This window comes from Luteibacter sp. 1214 (assembly GCF_031455395.1).
In the GTDB taxonomy this organism is placed as follows: Bacteria; Pseudomonadota; Gammaproteobacteria; order Xanthomonadales; family Rhodanobacteraceae; genus Luteibacter; species Luteibacter mycovicinus.
In genome coordinates, this window is sequence record NZ_JAVDSQ010000006.1 from 169,884 (window position 1) to 185,557 (window position 15,674).

A 15,674-nucleotide genomic window follows, 5' to 3' on the forward strand; every position below is an offset into this window, starting at 1 on the left:
GCCGGCTTTACGCGCCACTGATGGATCTACTCAACGACCTCGTCGATTTTTTCGGAAGGAACGGCTACGCCGCCGTTTTCTTCGCGCTGATGCTTTGTGGCGCGGGTATCCCGCTGCCCGAGGACATCACCCTCGTGGCCGGAGGCATCATTACCGGGCTCGGCTATGGCGACGTCCACACCATGGTGGGCGTCGGCATGGCGGGCGTGCTGTTCGGCGACTCCACGATGTTCCTGCTGGGCCGGCATTTCGGCGGGCGGATCATGAGCTGGCGTGTCGTTGCCCGCCTGCTCACCCCCGAGCGCTATGCGAAAGTGCAGGAGAAGTTCGAGAAGTACGGCAACCGCATGATGTTCGTGGCCCGCTTCCTGCCGGGTATGCGTACCGCGGTGTTCATCACCGCCGGTGCCACTCATCGCGTGGGCTTCTTCCGGTTCCTGCTGCTCGATGGCCTTGCCGCCGCCATCAGCGTGCCGATCTGGGTGTATCTGGGTTACTTCGGCGCGCATAACCACGAATGGCTGTCAATGTGGATCCATCGCGGGCAGACGGGGATTTATCTGGCCATCGCCGCGGCAGTGATCGGGCTGGGCGTCATCTGGTGGCGAAAGCACAAATCTGCGGACGAGCGCTAAGCCTCCGTAGTGAATCGCGGCGGGTCACCTACAACGAACGGTCTATATCACTGCCTGAATCCAACTGCTAGCGTCCTGATACGCGACGTTCCGTCGCCTTAACCAAGGGAAGGATCCCTGATGAGCAGCGACAGCGACGTCACGAATGCTCCATCCGCCGCCACCATCGACGCGGCTACGTACAGCGCACTCTTCGCCGAGGATGCGAATCTGCTGACGGTGGCAGGAGCCGTCGACGACGAGACGGGCCCGGTGGCTTATCTCAGCGACTTGTTCACGTTGAGCAGCCGGCTCGAAGAGGGCGCCGCCCCCGAAAAAGCCTGCCTGCTCGCGATGCGACGACCAGACCTCCCCGACCTCGCTCTCGATAGCGCGGCGCTCCGTCGGGAATATTCCACGCTCGATCTCGTTAACGAGCTGCTGGAGAAGCGCATTGTCCTGTGCACCGGCAGCTCCGCGAGCGTCCAGGAGCGCATGGTCAGCGCCACGACACCCATCGGGCTCCCCTATGACGCGCCATGGAATCGCGTACTCAGCATCCTGCACCTGCGCGGCATCCCGCTATGGCGGGCAGTGCGCCATTCGGACCCGGAATTCCCGGCATTCGTCGCCACGGAGAAACCCAGTAAAGGCTTGCGCGACGCAGTGACAATGGGCTGCGGCTTCTCTCCCGCCGTGCGCAAGATGTTGATCGGGCCCGCCGTGACCACGGATGCGTCCGCGGCAGCGTTGTTCAGCAAAAAAGCTGGCGCCACCCTTGGCGAACTGAGCGCAGTGAAGACGCTCATGGAAGCCACGGGACTGAAACGTCGTGATGTACGCCATCTTCTGGCCGTCGACGGCGTTGCCAAGGAAGCCGATGCAGCCACCGCTGTGTCCCTCGCCCGATACGCTCCCGACGGCACGGGCAAGCCGTCCAGCAAAGCGTATGGCGCTGCGTTTATCAATGCAGGCGCCGGCCCGCTGTGGATAAAACAGCGTGCCGGATCCGCCGACGCCATGGATACGGAAATCGCCGGACTAACAGCCAAGCACATGGATCGCATGCAGCGCCTGCTGCAAGTCCGCACGCGCCTCGACGTTTCGTACGCCGAAGCCGACCTGCTGCTTCGCAGCGCGCTCGCTGCAGAGAAGGCAGCGGCGGATACCTTACCGACCGAGCAGACGCTACGCGCACTAGGCCTCTACGGCCATCTGAAAGCCAGCACAGAGATCACTCCGGACGGCTTCGCCGCGCTTATCGGGAACCTCCCCGTCTATGCGATCGGTCATACGCCTGCGCTACTCGACAGCCTGATCAAGGTAACCAACAAGCCGTTCACGGCAGACGACACCGCAGCGCTCGCCACCGCACTGCGCATCGACACCACGTTGCTGGAACAACTGTTGCAACGTGTCGACGCGGTGCAGAAAACAAGGGCGTGCACGCTGCCAGTGATCTCCGCCTGCTACCGCCTGACGTCGCTACCGCGTCTGCTCGGCCTTAGCATCGAAGAAGGACTCGCCATGTTGGACCTGCTCGAGCAGCAGACCAACGGTTACAACGCCCAGATCGCGGGTAACCCGTCTATAACCAGCTCGCTGGATGCTTTCGACATCCTCGATGTCATACCGGCCATCTGGAACGCGGCCGACTGGGCCCGGCAGCACCATCTTTCGTTTATTAAGCTCAAGCCGCTCTGTGACGACACGGCGCCGACCACCGCCACCAACGCCTGGTTGGCGGCTCTTGCCGATGCTGCCCAATCGCTGTCGACCAGTCGGCTGGATACGCTGACGATCAAGAAGCTCATGCGAGACACCGAGGTCGACTACGACCTCGGTGGAAAAGCGTGGAGCGAGGTCCTGAACGAGTTCGTGGACAACAACGGACTGATCCTTCCCGCCGCACAGGCCATGCAGAGTCCAGCCCTGCGTATCAAGCTGTCCGGGCTTCTGACGAAGCTGAAAAAGCCTGACACCGTATCGCCCGTCGAGGACTACGTGTCAAAACTCGGCAATGCGATCGCCGATACCGCCGCGTCTCAGAACGAGGTCGCGAGTCAATTGCTGCGCACGGCATTCGCACTTGACGTCGCCCAGGCCCCGGCCGTCCTGACCTGGGCCGGCGTCAGCGGTTACCAGTTGCTCGGCGACGCCATGATGGCTCTGAACAACCGCGTCGATGGTGACGCGGACGCAAGCACATTCTCCAGCGACATGACGCAACGCTGGCATCGGGTTCACCGTATCGCTTCGGTGGTCCGCATGTTCGGCCTCAGCGGCACTTGTATCGATGGCCTCGTCGCTCATCCGGAATGGTTCAACCTGCGGAGCTCTGACGGCAAGCCGACACATTCGATCAGGCTTGACATGCTCTATCGTTTAAGCCGCTACCGCGACTGGGTGGGAACGCTTGCAACTGGCTTCGACGAGCCAGATGCATTGGCGTACCTGAAGCGCACCCATGAAAAGGAGCCGCCTGCCATTGACGAAGCGGCAGCGAACCTGGCCAGACTGCTTGGCGCCACCCCCACGGAGATCCGCGAGCTCTCCAGGAGCATCGGAAAAAAAGCCGTTGCCGGCATCGCGGGAGACGTGGCGGACATCGACTATGTCATGCGTTTGCTGGCCTTGCAGCGGGAGCTGGGAATTTCAGTCGCCACGCTGAAGGATCTCAATGACATGAAGGAGACGCCGGACGCGCCGCAGGTCGAGCGCGTGGCTGCGGGCCTGAGTACCACCCTGGACGCCTCCCAGCGTACCGCCCTGGATGGCACGCTCGCGGAAGCCTGGCGCGACGCACTGTGCACGTGGCTTTTGCATTTCGGAAGCTCGCAGCCCGTACCACTGCCGGAGATGGTGCGCCGTGTCGACCTGTCCGCCTACTTGCTCACCGACGTCGAAGTGGGAAGCGAGCCTCGTACGACGCGTGTCGCCGCCGCCATCGCCAGCCTGCAGCAGTACATCCATCGCGTGTATGCGCGCCTGGAGGATGGCTATGCATGGCAGGAACACTTCGTCAGCGAACGCAAGGCGTGGCGAGCCTGGCGCAGCCAGTTCGGCTCGTGGCAGACCTACAACACGATGAAGCGCCAGCCATCGGGCTTTCTCGATCCATCCCGCCGGAGCAGCAAATCAAGCCTGTTCGAGGCTTTTGAGAAACTCGTGGGGCAGGGTAAGTTCGCTGCCGACGAGATTCAGACCGCTATGCTGACTTACCTGGCCGGCTTCGAGCGCGTCAGCAATATCCAGCCGCTATCCGCGTATCACGACGGGGTGGATCCTCAGAACGACACGTTTCACTTCATCGGCCGATCAAACGTGGAGCCGGCGGAGTATTACTGGCGCACACTGGACATGTCGATCCGGGACACCCGAGGCGCACCCAGTATGCTGGCCTGGGGAGAATGGCAGAAGATCACGCTGCCCGCCACGGGCGTCATCGTGCAGACACCTCTCAACAAGGAAACGAGCGCCAACTTCGGCAACGACCCGCGAACCTCGATCGATGCGGTTCGCCCGGTCGTCATTGCAGGGCGCCGATACATCGTGTGGCTGGAGCGTGACGGCACCGCCGCGAACTTCGACAACAAGACAAGCGACGTCTATGTCTTCCGGCTGTGTTACGCCTACCTGCAGACCGATGGTCAATGGAGCACGGCCAACGAGCTTATTCGGCTCGACGGCACCGATCCGGCGGGTCGGCCTGAACGGTGCGGTGGCCAACCTGACAAGACCCTGATGAAAACGCTGAGTTACCAACCCCGCATTGTCGTGATGGTGGACGAAAGCGGCCCACGTACGGACGATCCCTGGCTGGTCGCTCTACTGGTCACACGCGATACCGACGTGTCCTGGAAGAAGAAAAAGGCCACCTACGCGCGCAACAGCGATTACTACATCGCCGCAAAGGATCTTCTTCTCGTCGAAACGCGGGAGATCGATACAGACGACCCTGTCGGACGCCCACGCGAGGCAAAGCTCGTCGACCGGTGGAGCAGGATGTTCGACGACCCCAGGGTCATTCAGCATCGATATGTGGGAGCTGCCACCATCATACGCGACGAGTTAGCTGGCGAAAGCCAGAACGTCATTGCGGATGAAAAGTTGAATCGGACGTTGACCAAACTTAAAGATGAATGGAAGGCAGAAGCCGAAGCGATTGCGAGCGCGGATGAAAAGGATAAAGAGGCTCTGCGTGACAGATATTTCAAAGCTCCTGTCTCAGAACCTCTTCACATTCCTTTTATCAAATTAGATTCCGCGGCGAACGGGGATCGGATACGTGTCTTGTACGGGATAGAAGGGAACATGGCGTTACCGTCTTTACCTAGCGATATGCCGTCTACCGACAGCTACGATACGAACCTCTGGCTCTCACCGTCGAAGCCTGGCTACCTCCAGCTGAGAAGATATAGCAGAGCACCCGGAAAAATGGCCGAGTTGACTTTCTCGGACGGATCGAGCCGCTCACTTTCCTTCGCAAAGTGGTCCGGTAACTTTGGTTACTATTCTTACCAGGAAGCAAAAAGCTTGCTGGGCTCGGTAAGCGTCTATAACCGGGACTTCCGGTATTCGATGGGGCGGTGGGAGTGGAACTTTCCAACCTCCGGGATTGCTTTGGCTGACACGCTCGTTCGCGTTACCGATAGTAAGGGTGCGGAACTTGCACAATTCGTATGTAAGGCTGGTGACAGTCTCGCCGCGTTGACGAGTGAATTCTTCGTGGAGCGAAGCAAGCTCAACGATCCATTCGAAATCACGGTGACGCTCAGCCGCCTGAAGTCCAGGTCGGAACCATATGCCACGCGAACTGCGCGCCTGGCGATTGTCGACCTGCTGGCGGACGAGCTTCAACCCGACGATGGTGTGCCGTCGGTCGTCATGCGCTGCAATGCGTCGCGCATACATAGCCTGGACTTCACTGAGGCGAATCGTAAGGCGCAAGGAGGGAGCACGCTGCCACCGACAGCGATTCCCCTCAGCACCCTTTTCGGCAAGCGCCTCGTTGCCTTGGCCACACACTCCGTTCAGCGCGTGCTCGCCTGGCGCACGCAAACAATGGAAGAGCCTGGCGCGACCAGCGATGCCTCGCCGTCGCCCATCGACTTCGGTGGTTGCAACGGCGTGTATTTCTGGGAGCTCTTCTTCCACGTCCCATGGCTGGTCGCATGGCGTCTTCGCGAAACAAGGCAATTCCGCCTTGCTGAGGAATGGTGTACGAGGCACCTGTTCGATCCGCAGCGCGGTTTGCCTGATGGCGGTAATGGTATGTCGAGGTACTGGAATGCCGTGCCGCTCACCCTCAAGGGCGGTGCGCTCGCCAGCCAGACCTATGTGCAGGATCCGGATGCATTGGCCGACTTTAACTTCGACCACTATCGCCGCGCGACGTTCCTTTTCCTCGTCGAGCTATGGCTCGCCGAAGGCGACAGTTTCTACCGGCAAATGACGCGCGACGCACTGGTGGAGGCGTGGCTGTGTTACGAGAAGGCATTGCGTCTTATCGGTCGGCTACCGGAACCGTTAGCCCCGGAGCGGTGGCAGGTAACCGAACTGAAGTCGCTGTCGATGGAAGCCCTGCATGCCTCGCCAGACCGGCGGATCACGCAGGCTCACCGGAATCTCGTACGTCGCATGGACAACCTACGCCATGGCTTGACCCTCGACGGCAAACCCGGGTTACTTCCCCTGTACGCGGGCGAGACCTCACTCAATTACCTGCTGAATCCGCGCACGGGCTCATCGAGCCAGGGCAGGCCATCCCGGACGCTGACCGCGCCGGGCTACCGATATGGCGAGATCATGCCCAAGGCCCGGGAGGCGGCGGCTTGGTTGACGGAGATGGGCCAGCAACTGTTCCACGTGTATGAGGCGGAGTTCGACGCCGAACTGGCGGTCATGCAGCAGAAGAACCTTATCGATCTTCACCGCTTCACCATCAATCTTCAGAGCAACGGGCTCACGTCCGCACGAGCCGAGCGACTAAAGCTTGAGCGCGGTCGTGACCTTCTCCTCGAGCGCAAGAAGCATTTCGAACGGTTGGTGGACAATGGCCTTTACCACGCCGAGGCCGCTGGCTTCGTGCTCGGCACGACGGCCGGTTTCTTGCGCACCCAGGCTGGGGTGTTCGGCAGCGTCGAGAAAGGGAGCGAAGTCTATCCGACCATCTTCGGGGTGGCCTCAGGGGGTGCTAAACCAGGAGCCATCGCCGGTGCAGTGAGCCAGGCCGTGAAATACGCGGCCGACATGATGGACGTGGCGGCTCAGGCGGCTTTCAAAGAGGCCGAGTTCGCTCGCCGCACGGCGGAATGGAAATTTGAGATTGCGACCGCCAAGGCCGAGTTGTCGGTCTGCGACAGCGAGATAGCGGTGCAGGACCTTGCGGTGGCGGCGGCGGGTCTTGCGCTGGACGAAGCCCAGACCAAGCTGCGCCTCATGGATGACGAATACGTATTCATGACGACTGGCTTCGCCATCGGGCCGACCTATCACTGGATGATTTCCCAACTGACATCGATTTATTCGATGGCATATGACGCGGTCTTCGCACTGTGCCTGGATGCGGAGGCTGCTTACCAACGCGACACAGGCGATTTCGCCAGCGAGTTTGTCAGTTCCGCAGCGTGGTCCGACAAGTGGAAAGGCATGCTGGCCGGCGAATCGTTTCAACGCGATCTGTTGATGATCGACTCCGCTTACCTTCGCAAAAACGAGCGGCGGATACTGGTGGAGCGAGACATATCGCTTGCGGGGCTGAAGGGTGGCGATGACGTCACGGCGCTGCGCCATGGGCTGTCCGGCAGGGGCTTCGTGTTCTCGCTGCCGTCGCTGTTGTTTGATCAGGATTATCCGGGACATTACCTGCGCCAGATCCAGCATGTTTCGGTCACGCTTGTCCTGAACGGCGTGGAGGCCGTCGATTCCACGTGCCACGTGCCCGCTTTACTCACACAGATCAGCAGCACCATTCTTACTGAGGCGGACACGAAGGCACTCGAACGCCTCTACAAACCCGAGACCGGCACACACGAGGCGCTACGCACCTCTGTGCGGGCCAATCAGCAGACCGCGGTGTCGACACGGACCGCCGACGCGCTGACGGCGGAAGGTGAGAGCGTGCTGGCCTCGCTGCTTTTTGACGATTGCCGGCTACTGCCCTTCGAAGGCACGGGCGCCATCTCAACATGGCGACTGGAGCTGCCCGGCATCAGGACCGGGTGGGAGACGGTGCTGGGCAAAGGCGCCTCGCGACTCACCGACGTCATTTTCCGCGTCAAGTACACGGCTCGTGATGGGGGAGCCGCATTCACGGCCGCAGCCAGCGCCCTTGCGAACACACTCGGCAGCAAGGTCCTGGGCCGATCTCCGCTGGCCAGCCCGGTGGCGACATATCAGGAGAATCCAGCCGAGATCGACCCAGCGACAGCAGCGGCTTTCTTTAAGAACTTCTATGAGATCATCGTTGGCACCGCGAAGTTCGGCCCCCAGGCGAAGGCTGCCAGTGTTGCCCCTTACTACCGAAAATCCATGCCGGATGCCATTGCGAACGATACGACGCTGGCCATCCTCGGCTCGTTAACGTCGCGCGTTACAGGGCAATACGCCATCTTCGATATCGTCCTGGCCATGATAAGCGAGGACGGGACGTTACTGGACGAAGCTTCGACCGATACCAGGGGAGGGGTATACGACCGCGTTGTCGTGGACATCTCGGATGCGGCGTGGAAAATCACCGAGCACGCTCGTTCGAATCATCCCTTTGACGAATGACCCGAAGCCGATCGTGAACACTGGCGGTACCACGTCAGGGCGTGGATACCGCTCACGCCCCGACCGATACTTCGGCGAACAACCAGTCGCGAAAGACCATCGTCTCCTCGCGCGACGCCGCATCGCGCGACACTGCCAGGTAATACGTGTGCTGCAACGGCAGCTCGAGCCGGAACGGCTCGACCAGTCGCCCGGCGGCGAGGTCATATGCGACCAGCAGTTCCTGCGCCAGCGCCACGCCCTGCCCCTCGATCGCCGCCTGCAGCATCATCGTGCCGTCACCAAAGCCCATGTCGCGCGCGATGGCTCCGGGCTCGATCCCCGCGCGCTCGAACCACTGATCCCAGCTCGCCGCGGCCGCCGAGCGGCGATTGGACCGCTCATGCAACAGCATCTGGTCGAGCAGCGAGGCAGGCTCCCCGACACGAGCCGCCACAGCGGGCGAACACACCGGCGTGTAGCCGCTGCTCGCCAGGATGACCTGCTCGAGACCCTCGCCCAGCCGATCGTCGATCGCGAGGTCCCAGCCACCCTCCTCGGCACCGTCCGTCACGACCTCGACAGCGATCCCGGGATGCCTTCCGAAAAAGCGGAACAACCTCGGCACCAGCCATTTCGTACCGAACGTGGGCGGCACCGACACCCTCAAAGAGGCCGGGCGCTCGCCCATCACCTGGCCCGTAGCATGTTGCAGCGCACGAAACGCGTCGCGAACGCGGGGAAAATAATTCTCACCGGCCGCCGTCAGCGACAGTCGATTGTTGCTCCGCACAAATAACGGCGTACCGAGATAGGACTCCAGCAATTTGACCTGAGCGCTCACCGCGGCCGCCGTCAGAGAGAGTTCTTCACCAGCCTTCGTAAAGCTCAAATGCTGCGCTGCAAGTTCGAAGACGCGCACGGCATTCAGGGGTAGGGAGCGCTTCATTGCGAAGTCATCAAATTTTTTTTGGGGAAGACCCCGACAAATTCTAGTTTGCCTGCCTGATTCGCGAACGCCAAGAATCCGTAGCGCTCTTCCCACGGACACTCGATGAACATCCTCACCATCGACACAGGCACGACCAACACGCGAGTCACCGTCTGGCAGGACGGCAAGGTCGTTGGACACGGTGCCCGACAGGTCGGCGTACGCGACACCGCCATTACCGGCAATACGCGCAAGCTGGAGGAAGGCGTCCGCGAGACCATCGCCGAAGCTCTCGCCAACGCCAGGCTGGAAGCCGGCGACATCGGCCGCGTACTCGCCTCGGGCATGATCACCTCCAATGTGGGGCTCTGCGAGATTCCGCACGTACCGGCACCGGCAAGCATCGACGACCTGGCAAAGGCCATGCGCGAGTCGCTGGTCGAAAACGTATGGCACGCGCCGATCTGGTTCGTGCCGGGTGTGCGTAACGCCGTCGACCACATCGGCCTGCACAACTGCGAGGCGATGGACATGATGCGCGGCGAGGAGACCGAATCCTTCGCGCTGGTCGAACGCCTGGGCCTCGACGAACCCACCGTCATCGTGCTGCCAGGCTCGCACTCGAAGTTCGTCAGCATCGACAAGAGCGGGCGCATCGATGGCTGCGTCACGACGCTGGCCGGTGAGCTGCTGCACGTGATCTCGCACGACACCATCCTGGCTGGCTCGCTGAAGGAAGGCTTCGCCAAACGCATCGATCCGGAAATGCTGCTGGCGGGTGCCGCTTCGGCGAACAAGATAGGCCTGGGCCGTGCGTGCTTCAGCGTGCGTATCCTCGATCAGTTCGCGGTGTACGACGCCAATGCGCGCGCCAACTTCCTGCTAGGCGCGGTGCTGGGTTCCGACCTGCTCACCCTCAAGAATTCCAGCGCGATCCGGATGAGTCCGGGCACGCGCTTTGTCGTCAGCGGCAAGCCGATCCTGCGCGAAGCGATCGCGCGGCTGGTCGAAGGCGACGACTTTTTCTCCGGCACCGTGACGGTGCTGGGCGACGACGACCAACGCGATCTAGCGGGAGCCGGCGCGATCGCCGTGGCCCGTCGCCGTGGGCTGGTCGACCATGAGTAATCCGAGGAGGGAACGCATGAAAACGAAAATCGCACTGGGCCTACGTGTCCTGGCTGTCGCACTCGCTATCGGCTCGGCACCGGCTTTCGCCGCCGACGAGCCGGTCAAGATCGGTTTCGTGGTGAAACAGCCCGAGGAGCCCTGGTTCCAGGACGAGTGGAAGTACGCCGAACAGGCCGCCAAGGAAAAAGGCTTCACCCTGGTCAAGATTGCCGCTCCCGATGGCGGGCAGGTGCTCACCGCCATCGACAACCTGAAGTCCCAGCATGCGCAGGGCTTCGTCATCTGCACGCCGGACGTCAAACTCGGTCCGTCGATCGTCGCCAAGGCCAGGATCGACAAGCTTAAGCTGATGACCGTGGACGATCGCCTCGTCGACGGTTCGGGCAAGCCGATCGAATCCGTGCCGCACATGGGCATCTCGGCGACCAAGATCGGTGAGCAGGTCGGTCAGGCGATCTCCGAAGAGATGAAGAAGCGTGGCTGGAAGCCGGAAGAAACCGGCGCGCTGCGTATTTCGTACGACCAGCTGCCGACCGCCAAGGACCGTACGGATGGCGCGATCGCCGCGCTCACCGCCGCGGGTTTCCCGAAGGCCAACGTGATCAACGCGCCGCAAGCCAAGACCGATACGGAGAACGCGTTCAACGCGGCCAACATCGCCATCACGCAGAACCCGAAGTTCAAGCACTGGGTCGCGTTCGGCCTGAACGATGAAGCCGTGCTCGGTGCCGTGCGCGCTGCGGAAGGTCGTAACTTACGCGCCGACAACATGATCGGCGTGGGTATCGGCGGCAGCAAGTCGGCACTCAACGAGTTCGCCAAAGCCCAGCCGACCGGCTTCTTCGGCAGCGTACTGATCAGCCCGAAGCGTCATGGCTATGAGACCTCGGTGAACATGTACGAATGGATCAAGAACGACAAGGCCCCGCCGCCGCTCACGCTGACCACCGGCAAGCTGGTGACACGCGCCAACGTGACGGAAGTCCGCAAGGAAATGGGTCTCTGATGATGAGTGACACGCCACGCCTGGAATTTCGCCACATCGGGAAGACGTTCCCGGGCGTGCGCGCGCTCGGCGACGTGGGTTTCGCCGTGCGTGCCGGCACCGTTCACGGCCTGCTCGGCGAGAACGGTGCCGGCAAGTCGACGATGATGAAAATTCTCGGCGGCGAATACATCCCCGACGAGGGTGAGGTGGCGATCGACGGTCATGTCATGCATTTCCGCAAGGCCGCCGACGCCATCGACGCCGGTGTCGCCGTGATCCACCAGGAGCTCCAGTACGTACCGGAGCTCTCGGTCATGGAGAACCTCCTGCTCGGTCGCCTGCCAACGCGTTTCGGCCTGGTCGACCGGCGCAAGGCGCTGGCCTGGACGCGTGAGCGCCTCGACGCCCTCGGTGTCGACCTCGACCCGCGTGCGAAGCTCAGGCAGCTGTCGATCGGTCAGCGGCAGATGGTCGAGATCGTCAAGGCAATCCTTCGCGACGCGAAGATCCTCGCCCTCGACGAGCCGACCAGCTCGCTGTCGCACCGTGAGACCGAGGTGCTGTTCCGCCTGGTCAACGACCTGCGTGCGCAGGGCAAGGCCATGATCTACATCTCGCATCGCCTCGATGAGATTTTCGAGCTTTGCGATGCCGCCACGATCTTCCGCGACGGACGTAAGGTGGCCGACTTCGACACGCTCGAAGGCGTCACCCGCGACCAGCTCGTGCAGCGCATGGTCGGTCGCGAGATCAGCGATATCTTCGGTTATCGCCCCCGTGCGCACGGCAAGGTGCGTCTCGACGTCAAGGCCGTCACTGGCCGCGCCGTGCAGCTGCCCGTGAGCTTCGAGGTGAAGGCCGGCGAGATCGTCGGTTTCTTCGGCCTGGTCGGCGCGGGCCGCAGTGAGGTGATGCGAGTGATTTACGGTGCGGATCGCCGCACCGCCGGGGAAGTCACGGTGGACGGGCGTGCGGTGAAGCCATCGCACGTGCGCGACGCCATTCGTCACGGCCTGGTGTTCTGCCCCGAGGACCGCAAGGAAGACGGCATCATCGGCGTGCGCTCGGTGTCGGAGAACATCAACATCAGTGCGCGACGCAACCATCTTACGGCGGGGCTGTTCGTCAACGACCGCAATGAGGCGCGTACCGCCGACACCTTCATCGATCGCCTGCGCATCCGTACGCCGCATCGTCGGCAGGAGATCCGTCTGCTCTCGGGCGGCAATCAGCAGAAAGCCGTGCTGTCGCGCTGGCTGGCCGAGAAGGACCTCCGCGTACTCATCGTCGACGAACCCACCCGCGGTATCGATGTCGGCGCCAAGAACGAAATCTACAACGTGCTTTACGAACTGGCCGACCGTGGCGTCGCCGTGGTGATGATCTCAAGCGAACTTCCCGAAGTGCTCGGCGTCTCCGACCGCGTCGTCACCATGTGCCGCGGTCGCATCACCGCACAGTTCGACCGCGCGCAGGCGAATGAGGAGAACGTCCTCGCCGCCGCTCTCAATGAAGGCGCCAGCGCCATCCCGACGAGGAACGTTTCACCATGACCGAACCCAACGCCGCCGCCATCGGCGCGACGCGCGAAACACGCGACGACCGCCGCCGTGCCCTGCTCTGGCAGGCTATCGACGACTACAGCCTGATCGGCATCTTCATCGTGCTGTTCGGGGTACTGAGCGTCACCGTGCAGTACTTCTTCTCGTGGGACAACATCGTCGGCCTGGCCTTGTCCGTCTCACAGATCGGCATGGTCGCCTGCACCATGATGTTCTGTCTGGCTTCGCGGGACTTCGATCTTTCGGTCGGTTCCACCGTGGCTTTTGCCGGCGTGTTCTGCGCCATCGTCTCCAACGCCACCGGCAGCGTCACGCTGGGTATCGGCGCGAGCCTGCTGGCCGGTGCGTTCATCGGCTTCATCAACGGCGCGGTCATCGCCAAGCTGAAGATCAACGCGCTGATCACGACGCTGGCGACGATGGAGATCGTCCGCGGTCTGGCCTTCATCTCGTCTTCGGGCCAGGCGGTCGGCGTCACCAGCGAGGCGTTCTTCACCCTGGGCAGCGCGGAGCTGTTCGGTCTGCCGGTGCCGGTGTGGGTCACGCTGGGCTGCTTCGTCCTCTTCGGTGTACTGCTCAACAAGACGATCTACGGCCGCAATACGCTGGCCATCGGTGGCAATCCCGATGCCGCGCGTCTTGCCGGTGTGCCGGTGGACCGCGTGCGGATCCTGATCTTCCTGATTCAGGGCCTGGTCGCCGCACTGGCCGGCATCATCCTCGCTTCGCGCATGACCAGCGGTCAGCCCAATGCGGGTGAGGGCTTCGAGCTCAACGTGATCTCGGCCTGCGTCCTGGGCGGCGTCTCGCTGATGGGCGGCCGGGCGAGCATCAGCGGCGTGCTTGTTGGCGTTCTCATCATGGGAACTGTGCAGAATGCGATGAGTCTGATGAACATCGACGCCTTCTACCAGTATCTGGTCCGCGGCACGATCCTCCTGATCGCCGTCCTCGTGGACCAGCTCAAGAACCGCAGGCAAGCCCGCTGATGACCGATTCGTTCAAACCCTTGTCCCCGCAGCGCCAGGCCCATGGCGAGGGAGTGATCTGGGACGACCTGATGGGACTGGTCCGCTGGACCGACATCTCCGCGTCAACGATCTACGACTACGACCCCGGCACGGGCGTGGTGCGCGAACACGCGCTGCCCGCCCGCGTCTGTTGCTTCGCCCTGACCCATGAGCCCGGCGTACTGCTGCTGGCACTGGAGAAGCAGCTGGCCCGTTTCGATACACGCGACGGCAAGCTGCACGTGCTCGGGGACATCGAGGCGGATGTCGCCGGCACCCGCGCCAACGACGGTCGCTGCGACCGGGGTGGCAACTTCATCTTCGGCACCCTCAACGAGCGCGGCCCGGAGCAGATCGCTTCGTTCTGGCGTTACACGCCGGCAGGCGGGCTCAGCCGCCTGTCACTGCCCAAGGCAGCGATCACCAACAGCATCTGTTTCAGCCCTGACGGGAAAACGATGTATTTCACGGATTCGCCGACGGCACGGATCATGGCCTGCGACTACGACGACAGCACGGGTGAGGTCGACCGCATCCGCGGTTTCGCCGAGCTGAGCGCCGGTCATGAGCCCGACGGCTCGACGATCGATGCGGAAGGCTACCTGTGGAATGCGCAGTGGGCGGCGTCCCGCGTGGTGCGCTACGCACCCGACGGTCGCGTCGATGCCACCATCGAGCTGCCCGCGCGCCAGCCCAGCTGCGTGAGCTTTGCCGGCGCCGAGCTGGACCGGATGGTGATCACTTCCGCGTACAAGGGTCTCGACGAGGCCGTGCTGAAGGACGAGCCGCTCAACGGTGCGATCTTCATCGGCACGCCGCCGCGCGGTCGCGGTCTTCCCGAAGCCCGCTACGGGCACAAGGTCGTCACGTGAGCGCTGTCATGACCGCGGACCCGCGCACGACACCGCTTCCCCGCCTGGCTGGGAAGGTCGCCATCGTGACGGGTGCGACGCAGGGCATCGGTGCGGCGACGGCGCGGTTGTTCGCGGCGCATGGGGCGAAGGTCGTGCTCAATGTGCTCGAGGACAACGCGCAGGCACGTGAGACGCTGGCATCGCTGAACACCGACGACGCGATGCTGTTTCAGGCCGATATCACCGACGGGGAGGCCATCACGCGCATGGTGGCCGCCGCGACGGAGCGCTTCGGCGCGCCGGACGTACTGATCAACAACGCGGGTATCAACGTCTTCAACGAGCCGCTGTCGCTCACCGATGACGAGTGGGCGCGTTGCTTCGAGGTGGACCTGAAAGGCGCGTGGAACTGCGCCAGGGCCGTCCTGCCGGGCATGCTCTCGCTCGGTCGCGGCAGCATCGTCAATATCGCTTCGGTGCATGGGCACAAGATCATTCCGCACTGCTTCCCCTACCCCGTCGCCAAGCACGGCCTTATCGGCCTGACCAAGGCACTCGGTATCGAGTACGCGCCGCACAACATCCGGGTGAACTCGATCTCGCCGGGCCTGGTCCTCACCGCGATCGCGGAAGCCGGCTTTGCCGCCGCCGCGGATCCGGTGGCCGAGCGCCGCAAGCAGACCGATATCCTGCCCAACAAGCGCATCGGCGAACCGCTGGAGATCGCCTATACGGCGCTGTTCCTCGCTTCCGATGAGGCCCGCTACATCAATGCCGCCGACATCCGCATCGACGGCGGTCGTTCGCAGCTTTACCACGAGTAATCGTC

Annotated in this window: 9 protein-coding genes; 8 read left to right on the forward strand and 1 reads right to left on the reverse strand. The window is 62.6% G+C overall.

What is annotated here, in order from left to right; translation table 11 throughout:
* Window positions 1-20 precede the first annotated feature (20 nt).
* On the forward strand, window positions 21-635 hold the full coding sequence (locus J2X57_RS14830) for a DedA family protein (protein WP_036116396.1): 615 nt from the start codon (window positions 21-23) through the stop codon (window positions 633-635).
* 120 nt (window positions 636-755) lie between these two features.
* Window positions 756-8,390 carry a neuraminidase-like domain-containing protein gene (locus J2X57_RS14835; protein ID WP_309868279.1) on the forward strand — a complete coding sequence of 2,545 codons (7,635 nt, stop codon included), beginning with the start codon at window positions 756-758 and terminating at the stop codon, window positions 8,388-8,390.
* A 52-nt stretch (window positions 8,391-8,442) separates the two neighbouring features.
* Here the strand turns inward: J2X57_RS14835 and J2X57_RS14840 are convergent, their stop codons facing one another.
* The gene (locus J2X57_RS14840) at window positions 8,443-9,420 is read right to left on the reverse strand and encodes a LysR substrate-binding domain-containing protein (protein WP_309868280.1); all 978 of its coding nucleotides are present in this window, start codon (window positions 9,418-9,420) and stop codon (window positions 8,443-8,445) included.
* Between the two features lie 3 nt (window positions 9,421-9,423).
* On the opposite strand from J2X57_RS14840, the gene J2X57_RS14845 reads away from it, so the two are divergent.
* The 6 genes from J2X57_RS14845 to J2X57_RS14870 are packed head-to-tail and all read left to right on the forward strand — an operon-like array spanning window position 9,424 to window position 15,669.
* A complete protein-coding gene (locus J2X57_RS14845; RefSeq protein WP_036116403.1) occupies window positions 9,424-10,428 on the forward strand; it encodes a 2-dehydro-3-deoxygalactonokinase in 1,005 nt (334 codons plus the stop codon).
* A gap of 16 nt (window positions 10,429-10,444) precedes the next feature.
* Complete coding sequence (locus tag J2X57_RS14850) at window positions 10,445-11,437, forward strand: arabinose ABC transporter substrate-binding protein (RefSeq protein WP_309868284.1); 993 nt, start codon at window positions 10,445-10,447, stop codon at window positions 11,435-11,437.
* 2 nt (window positions 11,438-11,439) lie between these two features.
* Window positions 11,440-12,972, forward strand: coding sequence for an L-arabinose ABC transporter ATP-binding protein AraG (araG, locus tag J2X57_RS14855; RefSeq protein WP_309868287.1), 1,533 nt, complete (start codon window positions 11,440-11,442; stop codon window positions 12,970-12,972).
* On the forward strand, window positions 12,969-13,970 hold the full coding sequence (gene araH / locus J2X57_RS14860) for an L-arabinose ABC transporter permease AraH (protein WP_308846303.1): 1,002 nt from the start codon (window positions 12,969-12,971) through the stop codon (window positions 13,968-13,970). The genes araG and araH overlap by 4 nt, the downstream gene beginning before the upstream one ends.
* Window positions 13,970-14,863, forward strand: coding sequence for an SMP-30/gluconolactonase/LRE family protein (locus J2X57_RS14865; protein WP_036116407.1), 894 nt, complete (start codon window positions 13,970-13,972; stop codon window positions 14,861-14,863). Before araH ends, J2X57_RS14865 begins: the two co-directional genes overlap by 1 nt.
* Window positions 14,860-15,669, forward strand: coding sequence for an SDR family oxidoreductase (locus J2X57_RS14870; protein ID WP_239708941.1), 810 nt, complete (start codon window positions 14,860-14,862; stop codon window positions 15,667-15,669). Before J2X57_RS14865 ends, J2X57_RS14870 begins: the two co-directional genes overlap by 4 nt.
* The last annotated feature ends 5 nt before the right edge of the window (window positions 15,670-15,674 follow it).

Coding starts and splice junctions, on each gene's coding strand:
- J2X57_RS14830 (WP_036116396.1), top strand. CDS start 21: ATGGATCTACTCAACGACCTCGTCGATTTTTTCGGAAGGAACGGCTAC.
- J2X57_RS14835 (WP_309868279.1), top strand. CDS start 756: ATGAGCAGCGACAGCGACGTCACGAATGCTCCATCCGCCGCCACCATC.
- J2X57_RS14845 (WP_036116403.1), top strand. CDS start 9,424: ATGAACATCCTCACCATCGACACAGGCACGACCAACACGCGAGTCACC.
- J2X57_RS14850 (WP_309868284.1), top strand. CDS start 10,445: ATGAAAACGAAAATCGCACTGGGCCTACGTGTCCTGGCTGTCGCACTC.
- araG (WP_309868287.1), top strand. CDS start 11,440: ATGAGTGACACGCCACGCCTGGAATTTCGCCACATCGGGAAGACGTTC.
- araH (WP_308846303.1), top strand. CDS start 12,969: ATGACCGAACCCAACGCCGCCGCCATCGGCGCGACGCGCGAAACACGC.
- J2X57_RS14865 (WP_036116407.1), top strand. CDS start 13,970: ATGACCGATTCGTTCAAACCCTTGTCCCCGCAGCGCCAGGCCCATGGC.